Genomic DNA, 17758 nt, shown 5'->3' with positions numbered 1-17758 from the left:
GGCAATTAGTGCGGCGATTAATGCGCGCACGACGAACACGAAAACCGCTGCAAAAGCAGCGGCGAAATCGCCAATGAAGCGGCCAATGAAGCGGCCAATGAAGCGGGTGATGCGAGCGGACGCAGGCGCCGGCGAGCGCCGGCCCCTGCCCTTAGCCCAGATGCGTTCTGTAACGCGAGATGTAGTGGCGGCGTTCAGCGCCCGCACCGTTTGCAGCGGCCGGGTCGCGTGCCTCGCCACCGTTGCGCAGGACGGGGTTCGAGGCGTAGCGCTGCAGCGCTGCCAGGCGCACGTTGTTCGCCGCATTGGACGACACCGTGCTCACCACGTTGGCCGCGACCGCGGGCATGGCGCGCGTCACCACGCTGCTGGTTGCGTGATGCGTTGCGTGGTCAGGTGGCACGGCGAGAGCCGGACCATTCGCGCACGCGCTGGCGCTGCCAGCGGACGAAGCACCTGCGGACGCAGGCACCTCGCGCTCGATCCATTGGCACGCCCAGTCGAACGCGTAATGGCGTGCCGCTTCGCAATTCTCGAACGGCGGGCCGATCAGGCCGGAGCGCTCGAGACGCTTGCCGTCCTTGAGAATTTCCACGGCCGCGCGATACATGTCGTTGCGCGCGAGTTCCACGCTCAGGTGGATCTCGCAGCCGCCCCATTCCACGACCTGCACGGCCGGCGGCGTGGCGCTCGTCCATGGCGCGGCGGCGTGCTCCGAGGGCTCGGCGGCGATCGGCGCGACTGTGCGGCTGACAACAGGCGCGCTCACGCTCGCATCGGCCGGGCGCGGCACAGCGCCCGAATGCGTCGGCTGCGAACGATGCGGCACCTGCTTGTGCGTTTGATGCATCGTGGGGAACGGCGCGCGGCCCTCATCGTCCTGGCTCACGAGTTGCCTGGTCATGCTCTCGATGGGGTCTGCCAGCGGCGCATCGACCACCGAAGCGGGCGCCTGCCATGCCTCGGGACTCTTCCAGTAGACCGCGGGCAAGCCGTCGTCCTCGACGACTTCTTCGGCCACCGACACTCCGGACGCCACGGCTGCAGCCACGGACTGCGAAGCCTGCGCGTGGTTCGCCGGCGCCTGGGCCTGCACGGGCTCCGGCACGTAGACGAAGCTGCGGCCACGCTCGACGAGCAGCTTGACCAGTTCGTTGAGCGTGCCGCTCATGTGCCATTCCTCGAAACGGCGCCGGCAGGTGGGACCGGACGGATAGCGCGCAGGCAGACGCGACCAGGACTCACCGGTCGTCAAGATCCACAGCACGGCGTTGGCCACGACACGTGGCTCCGCGCGCGGGCGACCGCGGCGGTTCAAGCGTATGGGCGGTTCATCGGATACGAGCGAGGACACTAGCACCCACTCGTCGTCGCTCAGTTCTTCGAAATTCATGCTGTTCTCCACGCAGCCGGACCGGGGCTGCTGTGACGGAGCCTTCGCTCGCAGGTCTTGCTGCCCGCGTTGGCGTGCTCGGTTGCACCATATGTTTATATGACAGGTTCATTGGCATCCCCGGCTGCACATTGACAGTGCGTATGTTCACGGAAATGACGCAAGGAACGTGGTCTCACTCGTGCAAGGGAGAATTTGTGCAGGAAGCATACCACCTGAGACCAGCCGATGAGGAGGGCCGTAATAAGTGTTACGGTTAGAAACAAAGTAACGCTTTTTGTGGCCCGATTTATGCCCATTGGCACTTGCAAAACGCGCCTTCGAGCCCCCTTCCCGACCGCGAAAACCCCTTGCATCAAGGGCTTTTTCGCCCTCGCAAAGTCTTCGTGAGGTCTTTCTCCAAGTCCTTCATCTTCCTGCCCCATACTTCGATGCCATGCAAATGCATCTCGAAGTGCCCGACCCCGTGACGACACCTTCGACTGACTGCTTCATTAAGCATATTGCCCAGTGCAGCATCGCCCCATTCGATTTCCGAGGCCCCTATCCTCTTTCATCGACGCGTCGCGTTTCGTCTGCCACTGAAACTCAGTTGTGCACGCAACAAATGACATGGGAATGAAATCCCGCTTCGTTGGCGCCTTCACCCTGCACCTCATGCCTCGCGCATGCGTATCTGTGGCGATGGACACACACATGAACACGACCGCGAACGCACCGCGGAAACCGACTTTTATGCCGCAGCCACGCAGCAAAGTCCGCGCGGCAATTGCGTTTATAGTACGAAAGCTTTAATCATCAAATCGCCAGTTATCCAGGAGATTCGTGTATGCATACTTCCGCATTGCGCAGCGCGCGCGCTCTGATCGCCGTGGCGGGTGTCGCCGCGGCTCTGCTCGCGCCGTGGGATGCCGCGCAAGCCCAGCTCGGCAACTTGCTCAACCAGGTGGGCAGCAGCGGCTCGACCTCGGCCGCCGGCGCAGCCGGCAGTCTGGGCAACCTCGGCAACCTTGGCAGCGCGCTCTCCGGCTCCTCGCTCACCTCGGGCGGCCTCGGCAACGTCACGGGCCTGATCCAGTACTGCGTCCAGAACAACTTCCTCAATGCCGATACCGCCAGCAGCGTGCAGAACTCGCTGCTCGGCAAGCTGCCCGGCGGCGCGTCGAGCACGGACCCCGGCTACAAGCAGGGCGCCAACGGCATCCTCCAGACCGGCAATGGCCAGCAGCTCGACCTTTCGAGCGCCGGCCTCCAGGAAGCCGCCAAGAAAAAAGTGTGCGACACGCTCCTGACTCAGGCGAGATCGATGCTTTAACGGAAGTTGCAAGACGGCCATGCGCGCGAGGTGGCCGTCTTGCCCACATCCATATTCGGCTTGAATGTGCGGCGCGGCGCAGAACTGCGCAATTTCCATGCCGCGCCCCTTGAACACCGACGGCATTTGGGTGTCGAATGTAATCAAGCGAAACGCAAGTGATTGTCCCGTCACTCATGAACCCGCGCCAAGTCACCGTAATGCCCCTGTTCATCGTGCTTTGCGCGCTGTGCGCGGGGCTCGCCGCTCTTGCTGTGCCGCGCGTCGCCAAGGCGCAATCGCAGGGCTCGGCACACGACCGGACGCACGACCAGCAGTTCGACTGCAAGTCGAACCCGCATGAGTTCATTTCGGCGCTGATCGAAGAAAAATCCATCGACCCGAAGCCGAGCCGGGTGGAAGCGAATTCGGTCAACGCCTTTCGCCCCGTGCACGGCAACCGCCTGAGCGCGTTCGGCTTTCCCATTTACGTCGTGCTCGGCTACGCGCACGACGACGCCCTCTTTCATCGCGGCGCGGGCAAGGAAATCGATGCGCCGCTTTATGGCGTGGTGGTTTCCGCGCCGGCGGAATCGGTCCGCACGCGCGTGCACGAAGCCAACAGCGACGCGACCGTGCAGTCGGTCGTGCCGCTGCTGCTCACGGCCATCGTCTGCGGCGGCTAAGCAGCGGGCAAGGGCCGGTAAACGGCACACAAGAACGGCCGCGCCACGCCCACGGCCCGCGCTACGCAAAGAACGCCAGAGCGCCCAGCACCACGCCCGTCACGCCCACACCCAGCGAAGCCCACATCAGCCACTTGCTCCGCGTGAGCAGCGTGATCGCCGTGAGCGCGATCGAAATCTGGATCAGCGTGGTCGCCTGCGCCCAGCGATGGTGGCCGTGCAGCAGTTCCTCCGCGTGAGCATCGTCCTGGGCCACCTGCTTTTCCAGCGACTCCGCCTGGGTGCGAATCGGCTCCTTCTCCTTGCGATAGCGATCGGCTTCGGCAGTGAAGCGGCGCCGGGCTTCGGTCGAGCCCGGCGTGAGCGCCGCCAGCTCAGCGCCCAGTTCGGCGAGGTGCTGCTTCTCGCCCTTGGCCTGATACCAGGCCCATTGATTCGCCGCCTCGGTTTTGCGAATGGCCGCCTCGTTCTTATAGTAGAGCGCGAGATTTTCGCTGTTGCCGCTCTGGTAAGCGAGGATCGCGCCAATCGAGGCGAGAATCGCGGTCACGACCGCCATGCGCCCCGGAAACGGATCGCGCGCGTCATGGCCCGCGGCCGCATGCTCGACCGCATGATCGTGCGGGCCGTGCACTTCATAATCTTCAGACATCCAACCACTCCCCGGTGTGACTCGAATACCCCGCGCACTGCGCATGGCTCGTGCCGCCGCACGCAGGGGACGCTCAATTATCGTGAGCGCAGCCCGCTTGTCCAGCCTTCGTAACGCATGTTGCAATCAGAAAGAAATTCGCGGCCAATCGAAAATGAATTGAAAGTTTTTGGCAGGCACTGGAATGAAAACGGCCCGCGCAACCGCCGCACGATTGCGGTGGATTGCGCGGGCCGGAATGCCCGATGAGCTGAGAAGCCAAGTGACAGCCCGCGCGTTCAGAACGAACGCGCGGGCGCTTAGCCGCCCAAATAGGCGCGCTTGATGTTGTCGTTCGCGAGCAGGTTCTCGGCGCTGTCGGCGAGCACCACGCGCCCCGTTTCGAGCACATAGCCGCGATCGGCCACGTGCAGCGCCTTGTTGGCGTTCTGCTCGACGAGGAACACCGTCACGCCTTCCTCGCGGATCGCGCGGATGATGTCGAAAATCTGCGCAATCACGAGCGGCGCGAGGCCGAGCGTGGGCTCGTCGAGCAGCAGCAGGCGCGGCTTGCTCATCAGCGCGCGGCCGATCGCGAGCATCTGCTGCTCGCCGCCAGACATCGTGCCGGCACGCTGCTTCGCACGCTGATTCAGACGCGGAAACAGTTTGAACACGTGCTCGATGCCCGCCTCGATCTCCTGCGGCGAGGAGAAGAAGCCGCCCATCTGCAGGTTTTCGAGCACGGTGAGGCTCGGAAACACGCGGCGTCCTTCGGGCGAAATCGCCATGCCCATGCGCATGATTTCGTGCGTGGACTTGCGCGTGATGTCCTGCCCTTCGAACGTCACGCGCCCCGACGAGGCGCGCGGCGTGCCGCACACCGTCATCATGAGCGTGGTCTTGCCGGCGCCGTTGCTGCCGATCAGCGTGACGATCTCGCCTTTGTTCACTTCGATCGACACGCCCGCCAGCGCTTCCACCGCGCCATAGTGGGTATGGACCTTTTCCAGCTTCAGCATCAGTCCTCTCCGAGATAGGCCTTGATCACGCGCGGGTCGTTGCGCACTTCGTCGGGCAGGCCGATCATGATCGGCCTGCCATGCTCCATCACGAGGATGCGGTCCGATACACCCATCACGAGACTCATGTCGTGCTCGATCAGGAGTACCGAGATTCCGAACTCGTTGCGCAAGCCGTCCACCATCTGCTGGAGCTCGATCTTCTCCTGCGGATTCAGGCCCGCGGCCGGTTCGTCGAGCATTAGCAGACGCGGATCGGTAATCATGCAGCGCGCGATTTCGAGGCGGCGCTGGTGACCATACGAAAGCGTGCCCGCCTCGCGGTTGGCCACCTGCTTCAAACCCACGCGATCGAGCCAGTACGCGGCGCGCTCGAGCGCGCCGCGTTCGGCGCGGCGGTATGCGGGCGTCGCAAACAGGCCGCTCAGCATGTTGCGGTTCACCTTCAGGTGCTGCGCAACCATGAGGTTTTCCAGCACCGTGAGCTGCTTGAACAGACGAATGTTCTGGAACGTGCGCACGAGGCCGCGGCGCGCGACCTGATGGCTCGGCTGCCCCGTGATGGCGTGGCCGTCGAGCACGATGTCGCCCGCGGTCGGCTTGTAGAAGCCGCCCACGCAATTGAACACCGTGGTCTTGCCTGCGCCGTTCGGCCCGATGATCGCGAACACCTCGTTCGGACGCACATCGAAGTCGATGCCGTCCACGGCCAGCAGACCGCCGAAGCGCATCTGCAGGCCTGCTACTTTCAACAACGCTTGTGCGCTCATTGCGGCAACTCCACGTGCGGACGGCTTGCGGGCAACAGGCCCTGCGGACGCCACATCATCATCAGCACCATCACCAGACCGAAAATCAGCATGCGGTATTCGGCAAAGCCGCGCGCGACTTCGGGCAGCACCGTGAGCAGCACCGCCGCGAGCACCACGCCCAGCTGCGAGCCCATGCCCCCCAGCACCACCACGGCGAGAATCAGCGCCGATTCGATGAAGGTGAACGACTCGGGCGTGACGAGCCCCTGGCGCGCCGCGAAGAACGCACCGGCAAGGCCCGCAAACGAAGCGCCCAGCGTGAACGCCGAAAGCTTGATGCGGGTGGGATTGAGGCCGAGCGAGCGGCACGCGATTTCGTCTTCGCGCAGCGCTTCCCACGCGCGCCCCATCGGCATGCGCAGCAGACGGCTCGTGACGAACAGCGTGAACGCCACCAGCACCAGCGCGAGCAGGTACAGGAAGATCACCATGTGCACGCCGTTGTACTCGATGCCGATCAGCTCGTTGAACGTCTTCGCGCCTTCCACGCTCGCGTGGCGCGCGAGTTCGTAGCCGAACACAGTGGGCTTGGCGATGCCGGAGATGCCATCCGGGCCGCCCGTGATGCTCGTGAGGTTATTGAGCAGCAGGCGGATGATCTCGCCGAAGCCGAGCGTCACGATCGCCAGGTAGTCGCCGCGCAGGCGCAGTACCGGAAAGCCGAGCAGGAAGCCGAACGTGGCCGAGGCAAGCGCCGCGAGCGGCAGGCATTCCCAGAACGTGAAGCCGAAATACTGGTTGAGCAGCGCATAGGTATAGCCGCCCACCGCGTAGAAGCCCACATAGCCGAGATCGAGCAGGCCCGCGAAGCCCACCACGATATTCAGGCCCAAGCCCAGAATCACGTAGATGAGCGCGAGCGTGGCCACGTCCACCGCGCCGCGCGAACCCATGAACGGGAACACGGCGCCGAACGCGAGCAGCACCCAGATCGCCGCGCGCTGCTGGCGCGCGCCGAGCGCCGGCGCCTTGGGCAGACGCACCGAACTCGTTGCGCGCACAAACATCGGCTTCACGAGCTGGAACACGAACACCACGGCAGCGGCGATCCACACGGGACGCCAGTGCTGCTGCAGCACGACCTGGTAGCCGTCGAGCGTGAGCTGCAAACCCAGGATGGGCGCGGTGAGGATGATCGTCGCGACGGCCGCGGCGAGCGCGCCCTTCACGGTCTGCGACGACGACGGGCCTTCAGCGGCCATGCGAACCGAAACAGTCTGACTCATGGCGACCTCACACCTTTTCGACGTCCGGCTTGCCGAGCAGGCCGGTGGGACGGAACAGCAGCACGAGCACGAGCAGGCCGAACGCCACGACGTCCTTGTACTCGGACGGCATGTAGGCCGAAGCGAACGTTTCGGCGAGACCGAGCAGCACACCGCCGAGCATCGCGCCCGGAATGCTGCCGATGCCGCCGAGCACGGCGGCGGTGAACGCCTTGATGCCCGCGATGAAGCCGATATACGGATTGAGCTTGCCAATCGTGAGTCCGATCAGCACGCCGCCCACCGCGGCCAGCATCGCGCCGAGCACGAACGTGAACGAGATCACGCGGTTAGTGTCGATGCCGAGCAGGTTGGCCATCTTCATGTCCTCGGCGCAGGCGCGGCAGGCGCGGCCCATGCGCGAGCGCGAGATAAAGAGCGTGAGCGCGATCATCAGCACGACCGTCACGCCGACGATCAGCATGCGCGCGTACGGAATCGTCACTTCGAAGTTGCCGCCCATGTTGAAGTCGAGCGCGCCGGAGATCAGCTGCGGCACGGACACGTCGCGCGCGCCCTGCCCGATCTGCACGTAGTTCTGCAGAAAGATCGACATCCCGATGGCGGAAATCAGCGGCACGAGACGCGGCCCGCCACGCAGCGGCCGATACGCCACGCGCTCGACCGCGAAACCGTAGAGCCCGGTGACGAGCACCGAGACGATGAGCGCCGCGCCCAGCACGAGCGGCAGCGGATAGCCCGCCGAAGTGCCGAGAGCCGTGAGCGTGACGAGGCCCACATAGGCGCCGATCATGTAGATCTCGCCGTGAGCGAAGTTGATCATGCCGATGATGCCGTAGACCATCGTGTAGCCGATGGCGATCAGCGCATAGATTGCGCCCAGCGTGAGCCCGTTGACGAGCTGCTGGGTGAACTGCGGAAGAAAATCATTCATGCGTAAGCCCCGCGGCCGTGAAGCCGATGAGAGACCTTAAAGCGGTGTCGACCCGAGTTTTTGTATTTCGCCGCGCATGCGGGCGTTGCAAGAACGCCCCGCCCGCAGCGCAGCGCCAGGATCAGTTCGCGGCGGTCTTGGTGGCGTCCTTGTGCCACGTGTAGACGACGAAGCGGAACGACTTCAGGTCGCCCTGGGCGTCGTACTCCACCTTGCCGATCGGCGTGTTCATCGCGTTCTTGTGCATCCAGGCCGCGACCTTGGTCGGATCGGTGCTCTTGGCGCCCGCGATGCCGTCGGCGATCACTTCGACCGCAGCATAGGACGGCATCTGGAACGGACCGTTCGCGTCGCGCTTGGCGTCGGCGAACGCCTTCACGAGCTTGCCGTTGGCCGGGTCCGAAGCGAAGTCGGCCGGCAGCGTGACGAGCATGCCTTCCGAAGCGGGGCCGGCGATGGCCGTCACGTCCTTGTTGCCCACGCCTTCCGGTCCCATGAACGTGGCCTTCACGCCCTGCTCACGCGACTGGCGCATCAGGAGGCCCATTTCCGGGTGGTAGCCGCCGAAGTAGACGAAGTCCACACCCTGCGACTTGAGCTTGGTGACGACTGCAGAGTAGTCCGAATCGCCTGCGTTGATGCCTTCGAACACCACCACCGGGATGTGCGCCTTGTCGAGCGCGGCCTTGACCGAAGTGGCGATGCCCTGCCCGTACGACTGCTTGTCGTGCAGGATCGCGACCTTCTTCGGCTTGACTTTGTTGATGATGTACGCGGCAGCGGCGGGACCTTGCTGGTCGTCGCGGCCGATCGTGCGGAAGATGTACTGGCGCTTCTTGCCTTCGGTAAGCTGCGGCGCGGTTGCCGACGGCGTGACCATCACCACGCCTTCATTCTCATAGATGTCCGAAGCGGGAATCGTCGAGCCCGAGCACACGTGGCCGATCACATAGTGGATGTGCTGCGAAACGATCTTGTTCGCGACGGCGACGGCCTGCTTCGGCTCGCATGCGTCGTCCATCATGACGGCTTCGAGCTTGTTGCCGTTCGCGCCGCCGGCGGCGTTGATCTGTTCGATCGCGGTCAGGGCGCCTGCCTTGACCATGTCGCCGTACTGGGCGACCGGGCCGCTGAACGGGCCGGCAATGGCGATCTTCACTGTTTCGGCGTTCGCGGCGGCGCCAAAGGCGAGCAGCGCGGCGGCCACGGAAAGGGAAGCAAGGCGGTTACGGTTAAAACAGGACAGCGGCGTCATCAGGAGCTCCTCGATTGTTTTCGGGTCAACCGGGCAAGCGGCATGACCTGCGCAAACGAACAGCACCCCGAGAATGTGGCCAGGGAGGACAACAAGGACGGGCCAGAAAGACAACAGACGCAACGGGGCCCGGCATGTATCGGCCGCCTGGTAGCGGCTTCAGTTCGGAGAGACCGTGAATACGGCCCCTATTGCGCAAGCGATCCGCCTGCCCCGTTCGCTGCATTTCAAACCTGGAAGGTGATCCGGCCAAAATCAGCGACCCGCGGATGCTATCAATAAACCTACCCATTCCGCAACCGAGGGTTTTTTCGGATATCGATGGCTATATTGACGTAAGTCAATTGACGAAAACCACCCAGGATGTGCGGAAAACCCTTGAAATATCGGCGACCCGGGGTGGTAGGCAGGGCTGATGGCCGCCACAGGCCCGTCTGGCGGCGGTGTGGAGAAACGGGTTTCCAATCAGAAAATCTGATTTTTTCTAAAAAATCGCTGCAGCACCTTATCTATTATATTTATTTGCGCCGAGCATCATTTTATATAATTACCCAACCACCCGATCATCCATCTCGCACAATAAGTACAAACCCTAAATGCAAATATTCGCAACCTATTGATTTTATTGCGAAAAATTACATTTTCATTTCAATGAAATACCGTATCCAAAAAATATCAAACACATAACTCACCAGTACACATCGAACCATTATTTCCAATTGGAATCCGGGAAAACTTCCGGCAATCCGCCGATTTTTCCTGAAAATCGCCGGCATGGTTTACTACGCGCCGCCACGGCACCGTCGCATCCGGGCACCATCGGCCTTGCGCACGTTCCGGACACGCGCGGCGCAGTGGTATGCTCGCTGCCTCGCCGCACACACCCGTGCTGAATTGAAAGAACCGAGCATTCGGGGGAGATCAGAGACAATGAAAAGCTTCACGCAAGCCGCCAAGACCGCCACCCTTACCCTGATCGCCGGCGCTGCCGCGATCACGTTCGCCACCGGCGCGGCCCACGCGGCCGAAACCACCACCGTGGAAGTGCTGTCGATCGTCGAACACCCCGCCCTCGACGCAATCCGCGACGGCGTGCGCGACGAGCTCAAGGCCGCCGGCTACGACGCCGGCAAGAACCTCAAGTGGGAATACCAGAGCGCACAGGGCAACACCGGCACGGCCGCGCAGATCGCCCGCAAGTTCGTGGGCGACAACCCGAGCGCGATCGTCGCGATCGCCACGCCTTCGGCGCAAGCCGTTGTGGCCGCAACCAAGACGGTGCCGGTGGTCTACTCGGGCGTGACCGATCCGGTCGCCGCACAGCTCGTGAAGACCTGGGCGCCCAGCGGCACCAACGTGACCGGCGTGTCCGACAAGCTCCCGCTCGACAAGCAAATCGCGCTCATCAAGCGCGTGGTGCCGAATGCGAAGAACGTGGGCATGGTCTATAACCCCGGCGAAGCCAACTCGGTCGTGGTCGTGAAGCAGCTCAAGACCCTGCTTGCGCAGCAAGGCATGACGCTCAAGGAAGCGGCTGCGCCGCGCACCGTGGACATTGGCCCGGCGGCGAAGAGCCTGATCGGCAAGGTCGACGTGATCTACACGAACACCGACAACAACGTGGTCTCGGCCTACGAGGCGCTCGTGAAAGTGGCCAACGACGCGAAGATTCCGCTCGTTGCCGCCGACACGGACAGCGTGAAGCGCGGCGCCGTCGCGGCGCTCGGCATCGACTACAGCGACCTCGGCCATCAGACCGGCAAGGTGGTCGTGCGCATCCTGAAGGGCGAAAAACCCGGCGCGATCGCATCGGAAACCAGCAACAAGCTGCAGCTGTACGTGAACCCGGCCGCCGCGCAGAAGCAAGGCGTGAAGCTCTCCGACGATCTGCTCAAGGACGCCACCACGGTCGTGAAGTAACGCCCGCCACCGCGTCAAGCATCGCACCCGCCCCGCGCGCGGGGCATTGCTGATCGGAAACGGCGCGCAAACCGGGCCGTTTCCGAACGGAAAGGCCGCGCGAAACCAGCGCGAACATGCCGCTGGGAAACGCCCAAAAGCAGCACGCAAAAGCCACACGCAACACCGCAGCCGAGCCGTAAAAAACTACTGGCCCAGAACGGGCCCCCGCGCCCGCAAGCGCGCCGCCTCACCCGGGCCGCGCGCTTGCGGCGAACGATCCGGCGCAGCAACCACCATCCGTGCGCCGCAGACCGCAACAGGATTTCCCCATGTCCCTCTACTCGCTACTGGGCGCGCTCGAGATCGGCCTGATCTTCAGCCTCGTCGCCCTCGGGGTGCTGATCTCGTTTCGCATCCTCAACTTCCCCGATCTCACCGTCGACGGCAGCTTTCCGCTGGGCGGCGCCGTCGCCGCGACGCTGATCGCGAGCGGCCACGATCCGTTTCTCGCCACCGTCTGCGCGATGATCGCCGGCGCGCTCGCGGGCTTCATCACCGGCTGGCTCAACGTGCGCCTGAAGATCATGGATTTGCTCGCGAGCATTCTCATGATGATCGCGCTCTATTCGATCAACCTGCGCGTGATGGGCGCGCCCAATGTGCCGCTCATCTCCGAGGCCACGGTCTTCACGAAGATTCAGCCCGCCTGGCTGCCCGACTATGTGTTGCGCCCGCTCGCGCTGTTCGTCGTGGTGCTCGCAGCCAAGTTCGGCGTCGACTGGTTCTTCTCCTCGCAATACGGCCTCGCGCTGCGCGCGACCGGCGCGAACCCGCGCATGGCGCGCGCCCAGGGCATCGCCACGGGCCGCGCGACGCTCGCGGGCATGGCGCTCTCGAATGCGTTGGTGGCGCTCGCGGGCTCGCTGTTCGCGCAAACTCAGGGCGGCTCGGACATCTCGATGGGCATCGGCACCATCGTGATCGGGCTCGCGGCGGTCATCATCGGCGAAAGCATCCTGCCCGCTCGGCGCCTTGTGCTCACGACGCTCGCGGCCGTGCTCGGCGCGATTCTCTATCGCTTCTTCATTGCGCTCGCGCTCAATAGCGACTTCATCGGCCTGAAGGCGCAGGACCTGAATCTCGTCACCGCCGTGCTCGTGACGATCGCGCTCGTGCTGCCGGCCACGCGCAAGAAACTTTTCGCCCGCAAGAACGGGAGGGCCTAAGCGATGCTCAGCGCACAAGACCTCAGACTCACTTTCAATCCCGGCACGCCGATCGAAACGCGCGCGTTGCGCGGGCTCACGCTGGAAATCCCCACGGGCGAATTCGTGGCCGTGATCGGCTCGAACGGCGCGGGCAAGTCCACCTTCCTGAACGCCATCAGCGGCGACCAGATGGTCGATGGCGGCAAGATCACCATCGACGGCCAGGATGTCACGAAAAAGCAGGCGTGGGACCGCGCGCACCTCGTCGCGCGCGTGTTTCAGGACCCGATGGCAGGCACCTGCGAGGCACTCACGATCGAAGAGAACATGGCGCTCGCGATGGCGCGCGGCAAGCGCCGCGGCTTCGGCCCCGCGCTCAGGAAGCAGGACCGTGAACTGTTCCGCGACAAGCTGCGCCTCCTGAACCTCGGCCTCGAAAACCGCCTGACCGACCGCATTGGTTTGCTCTCGGGCGGCCAGCGCCAGGCAGTGAGCCTCCTGATGGCCTCGCTCCAGCCCTCGCGCATCCTGCTGCTCGACGAGCACACGGCGGCGCTCGATCCGAAGACAGCCGCGTTCGTGCTGGAACTGACCGCGCGCATCGTCGAAGCAGCGAAGCTCACGACCATGATGGTCACGCACAGCATGCGCCAGGCGCTCGACTACGGCCAGCGCACCGTGATGCTGCACCAGGGGCAAGTGGTGCTGGACGTGTCCGGCGACGAGCGCCGTGGGCTCGATGTGCCGGACCTGCTGCGCATGTTCGAGCAGACGCGCCACGAGAAGCTCGACGACGACGCGCTGCTGCTGGGTTGAAAGCGAGGCCAAACGAGCCAAACGCAGCGCACGCCTCGAACGCAAAAACCCGCCAGCCTTACGGTTGACGGGTTTTTGCGTCTACGGCAATGAGAAAAGGAATCCGAACCAAATCCGGCGCCATGCCGAAACACAACGTCAAGCCGTCTTCGAATACTTGAACGTGCCCTGTGCGCTCGCGATCAGCAAGCGTTCATCCACCCACGCCTCGGCGCGTGCGAAAAACACCGACCGGCCGCCGCGCTCGAGAAAGCCCTTGGCCCGCACGAGCTGCCCGAGCCCCTTGTCCAGGTAATTGGTGGTGAGCGAGAGCGTAAAACCATGCCTCGGCGGCTGACCCTGCTCCGCGAACAGGCCCGCGTATCCTGCCGCCGCGTCGAGCAGCGTGGCGATCGCGCCGCCTTGCAACACGCCCTGGCGGTTGAGCTTCGAAGCGTCGATCGGCATGAGCAGTTCCACATAGCCCTCGCGCCACTGCGCGATGCTTACGCCGAGCGTTTCGAGAAACGGGTTGTCGACGGCGAATTGCGGCATGCCGTGGTCTCCTTGATGATGTCGATGTGCGGTGCCGGTCTGGCCCGCGCCATTATAGGCCGCAGCCCCAGGGCTTTCCCGCGGACCCGGGCAGCGCCCGTGCACTGTTCAGAAAAAATCCGTGCAACTGTATATGGTTTTATAGGCAGCCACGGAAAACACTGTACTCTTTCCCACCGCGCGCACGCGCGCGTTTTCTCCCAGCACCGCAAAGGACCTCGACATGACCGACATCACGCGCCCCACCGACACCCTGACCCAGCAACAGGCAGCGGCGGCGGCCGCCGCGGCGCCGGTCCCCTGCCCGGGCGTCGATCCGCTCACCAGCATCCTGCCAGAAGAGCCGCTCCTCATGATGGGTGCGGGCCCCGTGCCCATTCCCGATGCGGTCGCGAAGGCCAACTCGGTCGTCATCAATCACCTCGGCGACACCATGGCGCGCGTAATCGACCAGGTGAAGTCGATGGCGCGCTACGTGTTCCAGACGCGCTCGAACTGGGTGCTCGGCGTGGCCGGCCCCGGCTCCGCGGCCATGGAGATGGCCGTGTCGAATCTCGCGTGGCCCGGCACGCGCGTACTCTCCATCGTGAACGGCTTTTTCAGCGCACGGATGGCGGAAATGGCGCGGCGCGTGGGCGCCGAAGTCACGACGCTCGAGGTGGCCGACCGCGAGATCGTCTCGCTCGACACGCTCGCGCAGGTCATCGAGCGCACGCGCCCCGAGGTCGTCACCGTGGTGCACGGCGAGACCTCCAACACGGTCTGGAACCGCCAGTTGCAGGACATCGTGCGCATCGCGAAGGCCTCGGGCGCGCTGGTCGTCGTCGACGCGGTCTGCACGCTGAGCACGATGCCGCTGGAGATGGACGCATGGGGCATCGACGTGGTCATCACCGGCGGACAGAAAGGGCTGTCGTCGATTCCCGGCGTTTCGCTGATCGCGTTCTCCGATGCGGCCTGGGAGCGCGTGCGCGCGCGCACCGTGCCTAACACGCATTGGTGCCTCGATGCCATGCTCGCCGAAAATTTTTGGCACAACGCGGGCTATCACTACACTGCGCCGGTTTCGGGCGTGCTCGCGCTGCACGAAGCACTGCGGCTCGTCTGCACCGAGACGCTGGAAAAGCGCTTCGCTCGGCATCAGCGCTGCTCGCTCGCGCTGCAGAGCGGTGTGACGGCGCTCGGTCTCGAACTCTATACGCCCGAGGCGTGCCGCCTGAACTCCGTGGTCGGCATCGCGCTGCCCGCGAGCGTCACGCCGCGCGACGTGTGCAGCCATATCTCGCAGCAGTACCAGGTGGAGATCGCCGGATCGTTCGGACTCCCCATCGTGCGCATCGGGCAGATGGGCGAGCAATGTCGCGAGCACCATCTGTTTCGCACCGTCCATGCGCTCGGCCGCACGATGTGCGACCTGGGCGCGGCTGTCGATTTGCCTGCCGGCGTGGCCGCGCTGGAAGAGTCGCTTTCGGCGGCTGGCCGCCGCTGAGCTGAACGCGGCCAGGCGCGCGGCTAGGCGCGCCGCGCCCGCACACAGAGAAACGCGGGCGCGAGCGCCAGCTCCGCATGGAGCCGGGGCGCCACGGCCTTCATCTCCGGCTGCGGCTGTGGCTCGACCAGTTGCTCGATCGTCCAGCCGCTCGTGGTCAGCGCATTGACGATATCGGCAAGCGGTCTCCGATACGCCTCGACATAAGGCTTCGGTTCGCCGAAGCCGGCCCAGTGCAGACCAAAACGCGTGGTCTCGAAGTACGAGCGGCCACCGCGCGTGCGCGTGTCGATCCAGTCGCGCATCGGATGCGCCATCGAGAACACCAGCAGCGCGCCGGGCCGCGCTACACGCCGGAATTCCGCGAAGGCGGGCGCGAGGTCCTCCACATAGTCGAGTGCGAGCGAGCAGACGATGCGGTCGAACTGCTCGTCGTCGAGCCACGCGAGCGGCTGGCCCAGATCGCCTTGCGCGACCTCCACGGGCAGGCTCGCGCAATGCGACTGCGCGAGTTCGACCATCGCGGGCGTCACATCGAATGCGTGCACCCGCGCGCCCGCGCGCGCCAGTTCGGCGCTGACGATGCCGGGGCCGCAGCCTGCGTCGAGCACGCGAAGTCCCGCCACGTCGCCGAGCAGCGCAGCCGTGGCCGGGCGCTCGTAGAGTGCGTTGTGCGGTTTCTCCGGGGCCATTTGCGCGTAGCGCTGCGCGAACTGCGTATAGCTCGCGCGGCCCGGGAGCTCCGGTGCTGCGTTCGCGTCGCGAGACGAATCGGCGTGAGCGCTGGGTATCGAAGAGTCGTTGGCGTGGGAATCGTTCTGCATGCTGGCGTGACGGCCGGGGTGCCGAGGTAGTGACGAAACAGGCAAAAGCGCTATTGTCGCGCGTTTTGCCCAGCACTGCGCACGCTCAGTTCGAGCCCGCGCTTCACGCGTGCGATGTCCACGCCGCCCGCGCCCGGTTGATCGGCGAGCGGCATGTAGCGCGCGGGCGTGTGCAGCAAATAGGCCTGCATTTCGTCGATCACGATGCGGTCCGACGGGTCGTAACCCATGCCCGCCAGTTCCCCGGTCAGCGCCTCGCGCTCGGTGTACGTCAACTGATGCCACCAGAAGGCGCGGCACGCATGGGCATAGGCGGCGTCGGAGAAAAAGCGCCAATGCCCGAGTTCGTGGCTCAGGATCGCCGCACGCACTTCGGCGTCGATCACCTCGCCCGCCGGCCCCTTGCCCATGCCGGGAATCGTCACGAGAAAATCGCGCGAAGACGCGGCGCGCCACGTCGTGCCGCCCTCACCAGCCTCTCGATGGATGAGCCCCCACTGCGTGAGCAGCGTCTGCAACGCGCGCTCGCCTTCAGTCAGGCTCGCGCGCTGCCGCTGCGCCACCTCGAAGAACTGCGCAATCTGCACCGCGCTGAAATTGTTGCCCGCCGTAAGCCCCGCGGGATCTTCGCCGAAGCGCCGCGCGTTCGCGGCGACGGCGCTCATCGACACCACACGGTCGTGCGGCATGTCGCGCCGCTCGATCAGTGCGACCACGCGCGAGAACATCGCGCCCTGCGCCGCGAGGCTCGGCGCATGCATCACGTAGAGGCCGGGCTGGTCTGTGATGGCATAGAGCCGCAGCGTCGGGCCCGGCGGCAATGCGCCGGCAAGCTGCGCGAGCGGCAGGCGCACGACCTCGGGGTTCGGCGCGAACGCGCTGGCGAGCTCGGCGCTCAGCGTGGGCACTGCCGCCGGCGCGCTGGACACGCCCGAGGCAAACACGCCCGGCGAGGCGAAACCGGCACACATACCCACTAACGTTGCGCACGCAACGTTAGCGATGCCGGCACGCGCGTGCGAACCCGCTCCCGGCAGGCAGCCGGAGATGCGCAAGAACGCCACGCCGTTCAATCGGTAACGGTCACGATCGTCACGCGGCGGTTTTCCGGCGCGGCTGGATTGCGCGTATTGAGCGGCTCGCCGGACCCCTTGCCTATCGCGGTCAAGCGCTCCGCTGCAATGCCATCCTGCTGCGTGAGGTAGTCCACCACGGCCTGGGCGCGGCCCCGCGACAGCGTCATGTTCGCGTCCGGATTGCCGCGCGGGTCGGCGTGGCCTTCCACGCGAAATTTGTATGCGGCGAGCTTGTCGGATTGCAACGCGTGGGCGACCTTGTCGAGCGCCGCGCGCGCGGTGCTCGTGAGATCGGTCGAATTGGTCGCGAAGGTAATGAGCATTTGCGCCGATGGCGCTTTCGCGGGCCGCTTCGCCTTCGCCGACATCGCACCGGGCTGCTGGTTCGACAGCACGAAGCCGCGCGTGAGCACGTCGCCGGTGGTCTCGTTCGGCGTGAGCGCCCTGGTGACGGACTGCTCGGTGATGTCCTTCTCCTTCATCACCTGGGCCTGGGCCGGGATTTGCATCGCGCCCGCGAGCACGACCGCGCAACAGGCCAGCGCGGCGGGCCACGCATGCCGCAGCCGCGCTTGCGAAAGGTTCTTCACGTTAGCCAACATGTCATCTCTCCATTGAATGCAATCTTGTCCACGCGCGAGCGTCTGATGGCCGCT

Annotated in this window: 17 protein-coding genes; 6 read left to right on the top strand and 11 right to left on the bottom strand. The window is 64.7% G+C overall.

The window, feature by feature from the left end:
* Window positions 1–151 precede the first annotated feature (151 nt).
* The gene (locus PWP93_RS34150) at window positions 152–1393 is read right to left on the bottom strand and encodes a transposase (RefSeq protein ID WP_421047962.1); all 1242 of its coding nucleotides are present in this window, start codon (window positions 1391–1393) and stop codon (window positions 152–154) included.
* An 829-nt stretch (window positions 1394–2222) separates the two neighbouring features.
* On the opposite strand from PWP93_RS34150, the gene PWP93_RS34145 reads away from it, so the two are divergent.
* Both PWP93_RS34145 and PWP93_RS34140 read left to right on the top strand, forming a co-directional pair.
* Entirely contained in the window at window positions 2223–2708 is a 486-nt protein-coding gene (locus PWP93_RS34145) for a DUF2501 domain-containing protein (RefSeq protein ID WP_421047961.1), read from the top strand.
* Between the two features lie 176 nt (window positions 2709–2884).
* The gene (locus PWP93_RS34140; RefSeq protein ID WP_421025621.1) at window positions 2885–3373 is read left to right on the top strand and encodes a hypothetical protein; all 489 of its coding nucleotides are present in this window, start codon (window positions 2885–2887) and stop codon (window positions 3371–3373) included.
* A gap of 61 nt (window positions 3374–3434) precedes the next feature.
* On the opposite strand, the gene PWP93_RS34135 is transcribed toward PWP93_RS34140, so the two are convergent.
* From PWP93_RS34135 to PWP93_RS34110, 6 genes are all read right to left on the bottom strand, one after another.
* Window positions 3435–4025: a DUF4337 domain-containing protein gene (locus PWP93_RS34135; protein ID WP_421025622.1), complete on the bottom strand. Its 591-nt coding sequence runs from the start codon at window positions 4023–4025 to the stop codon at window positions 3435–3437.
* A 299-nt stretch (window positions 4026–4324) separates the two neighbouring features.
* The gene (locus PWP93_RS34130; RefSeq protein WP_421047960.1) at window positions 4325–5026 is read right to left on the bottom strand and encodes an ABC transporter ATP-binding protein; all 702 of its coding nucleotides are present in this window, start codon (window positions 5024–5026) and stop codon (window positions 4325–4327) included.
* A complete protein-coding gene (livG, locus tag PWP93_RS34125) occupies window positions 5026–5796 on the bottom strand; it encodes a high-affinity branched-chain amino acid ABC transporter ATP-binding protein LivG (protein ID WP_421047959.1) in 771 nt (256 codons plus the stop codon). Before livG ends, PWP93_RS34130 begins: the two co-directional genes overlap by 1 nt.
* A complete protein-coding gene (locus PWP93_RS34120) occupies window positions 5793–7064 on the bottom strand; it encodes a high-affinity branched-chain amino acid ABC transporter permease LivM (RefSeq protein ID WP_421025624.1) in 1272 nt (423 codons plus the stop codon). The genes livG and PWP93_RS34120 overlap by 4 nt, the downstream gene beginning before the upstream one ends.
* A gap of 7 nt (window positions 7065–7071) precedes the next feature.
* Window positions 7072–7998 carry a high-affinity branched-chain amino acid ABC transporter permease LivH gene (gene livH, locus PWP93_RS34115; protein WP_421047958.1) on the bottom strand — a complete coding sequence of 309 codons (927 nt, stop codon included), beginning with the start codon at window positions 7996–7998 and terminating at the stop codon, window positions 7072–7074.
* A 121-nt stretch (window positions 7999–8119) separates the two neighbouring features.
* A complete protein-coding gene (locus PWP93_RS34110) occupies window positions 8120–9253 on the bottom strand; it encodes a branched-chain amino acid ABC transporter substrate-binding protein (RefSeq protein ID WP_421047957.1) in 1134 nt (377 codons plus the stop codon).
* A gap of 930 nt (window positions 9254–10183) precedes the next feature.
* Here PWP93_RS34110 and PWP93_RS34105 point away from each other — a divergent pair.
* From PWP93_RS34105 to PWP93_RS34095, 3 genes are all read left to right on the top strand, one after another.
* Window positions 10184–11173 carry an ABC transporter substrate-binding protein gene (locus PWP93_RS34105; RefSeq protein WP_421047956.1) on the top strand — a complete coding sequence of 330 codons (990 nt, stop codon included), beginning with the start codon at window positions 10184–10186 and terminating at the stop codon, window positions 11171–11173.
* A 311-nt stretch (window positions 11174–11484) separates the two neighbouring features.
* Complete coding sequence (locus tag PWP93_RS34100) at window positions 11485–12381, top strand: ABC transporter permease (protein WP_213302438.1); 897 nt, start codon at window positions 11485–11487, stop codon at window positions 12379–12381.
* A 3-nt stretch (window positions 12382–12384) separates the two neighbouring features.
* The gene (locus PWP93_RS34095; protein ID WP_421047955.1) at window positions 12385–13179 is read left to right on the top strand and encodes an ABC transporter ATP-binding protein; all 795 of its coding nucleotides are present in this window, start codon (window positions 12385–12387) and stop codon (window positions 13177–13179) included.
* A gap of 138 nt (window positions 13180–13317) precedes the next feature.
* Here PWP93_RS34095 and PWP93_RS34090 read toward each other — a convergent pair whose 3' ends face one another.
* A complete protein-coding gene (locus PWP93_RS34090) occupies window positions 13318–13713 on the bottom strand; it encodes a PaaI family thioesterase (RefSeq protein WP_421025628.1) in 396 nt (131 codons plus the stop codon).
* A 352-nt stretch (window positions 13714–14065) separates the two neighbouring features.
* Between PWP93_RS34090 and PWP93_RS34085 the strand changes: the two genes are divergently transcribed.
* Window positions 14066–15202 carry a pyridoxal-phosphate-dependent aminotransferase family protein gene (locus tag PWP93_RS34085; RefSeq protein WP_421048081.1) on the top strand — a complete coding sequence of 379 codons (1137 nt, stop codon included), beginning with the start codon at window positions 14066–14068 and terminating at the stop codon, window positions 15200–15202.
* A gap of 23 nt (window positions 15203–15225) precedes the next feature.
* Here the strand turns inward: PWP93_RS34085 and PWP93_RS34080 are convergent, their stop codons facing one another.
* From PWP93_RS34080 to PWP93_RS34070, 3 genes are all read right to left on the bottom strand, one after another.
* Window positions 15226–16026: a class I SAM-dependent methyltransferase gene (locus PWP93_RS34080; RefSeq protein WP_421047954.1), complete on the bottom strand. Its 801-nt coding sequence runs from the start codon at window positions 16024–16026 to the stop codon at window positions 15226–15228.
* A 50-nt stretch (window positions 16027–16076) separates the two neighbouring features.
* On the bottom strand, window positions 16077–16997 hold the full coding sequence (locus PWP93_RS34075) for a hypothetical protein (protein ID WP_421047953.1): 921 nt from the start codon (window positions 16995–16997) through the stop codon (window positions 16077–16079).
* A gap of 98 nt (window positions 16998–17095) precedes the next feature.
* A complete protein-coding gene (locus PWP93_RS34070; protein ID WP_421047952.1) occupies window positions 17096–17704 on the bottom strand; it encodes an OmpA family protein in 609 nt (202 codons plus the stop codon).
* Window positions 17705–17758 lie beyond the last annotated feature (54 nt).

The organism is Paraburkholderia sp. A1RI-2L (assembly GCF_048957375.1).
GTDB lineage: Bacteria > Pseudomonadota > Gammaproteobacteria > Burkholderiales > Burkholderiaceae > Paraburkholderia.
The sequence above is the reverse complement of the archived record's forward strand: the minus strand, read 5'-3'. Positions and strand labels throughout refer to the sequence as shown.

What these genes read in the sequence shown, in the direction of transcription:
- PWP93_RS34085 (WP_421048081.1), top strand. Translation starts at nt 14,066, where the DNA reads ATGATGGGTGCGGGCCCCGTGCCCATTCCCGATGCGGTCGCGAAGGCC.
- livH (WP_421047958.1), bottom strand. Translation starts at nt 7,998, where the DNA reads ATGAATGATTTTCTTCCGCAGTTCACCCAGCAGCTCGTCAACGGGCTC.
- PWP93_RS34110 (WP_421047957.1), bottom strand. Translation starts at nt 9,253, where the DNA reads ATGACGCCGCTGTCCTGTTTTAACCGTAACCGCCTTGCTTCCCTTTCC.
- PWP93_RS34100 (WP_213302438.1), top strand. Translation starts at nt 11,485, where the DNA reads ATGTCCCTCTACTCGCTACTGGGCGCGCTCGAGATCGGCCTGATCTTC.
- PWP93_RS34105 (WP_421047956.1), top strand. Translation starts at nt 10,184, where the DNA reads ATGAAAAGCTTCACGCAAGCCGCCAAGACCGCCACCCTTACCCTGATC.
- PWP93_RS34120 (WP_421025624.1), bottom strand. Translation starts at nt 7,064, where the DNA reads ATGAGTCAGACTGTTTCGGTTCGCATGGCCGCTGAAGGCCCGTCGTCG.
- PWP93_RS34145 (WP_421047961.1), top strand. Translation starts at nt 2,223, where the DNA reads ATGCATACTTCCGCATTGCGCAGCGCGCGCGCTCTGATCGCCGTGGCG.
- livG (WP_421047959.1), bottom strand. Translation starts at nt 5,796, where the DNA reads ATGAGCGCACAAGCGTTGTTGAAAGTAGCAGGCCTGCAGATGCGCTTC.
- PWP93_RS34130 (WP_421047960.1), bottom strand. Translation starts at nt 5,026, where the DNA reads ATGCTGAAGCTGGAAAAGGTCCATACCCACTATGGCGCGGTGGAAGCG.
- PWP93_RS34140 (WP_421025621.1), top strand. Translation starts at nt 2,885, where the DNA reads ATGAACCCGCGCCAAGTCACCGTAATGCCCCTGTTCATCGTGCTTTGC.
- PWP93_RS34135 (WP_421025622.1), bottom strand. Translation starts at nt 4,025, where the DNA reads ATGTCTGAAGATTATGAAGTGCACGGCCCGCACGATCATGCGGTCGAG.
- PWP93_RS34070 (WP_421047952.1), bottom strand. Translation starts at nt 17,704, where the DNA reads ATGTTGGCTAACGTGAAGAACCTTTCGCAAGCGCGGCTGCGGCATGCG.
- PWP93_RS34150 (WP_421047962.1), bottom strand. Translation starts at nt 1,393, where the DNA reads ATGAATTTCGAAGAACTGAGCGACGACGAGTGGGTGCTAGTGTCCTCG.
- PWP93_RS34080 (WP_421047954.1), bottom strand. Translation starts at nt 16,026, where the DNA reads ATGCAGAACGATTCCCACGCCAACGACTCTTCGATACCCAGCGCTCAC.
- PWP93_RS34095 (WP_421047955.1), top strand. Translation starts at nt 12,385, where the DNA reads ATGCTCAGCGCACAAGACCTCAGACTCACTTTCAATCCCGGCACGCCG.
- PWP93_RS34075 (WP_421047953.1), bottom strand. Translation starts at nt 16,997, where the DNA reads ATGTGTGCCGGTTTCGCCTCGCCGGGCGTGTTTGCCTCGGGCGTGTCC.
- PWP93_RS34090 (WP_421025628.1), bottom strand. Translation starts at nt 13,713, where the DNA reads ATGCCGCAATTCGCCGTCGACAACCCGTTTCTCGAAACGCTCGGCGTA.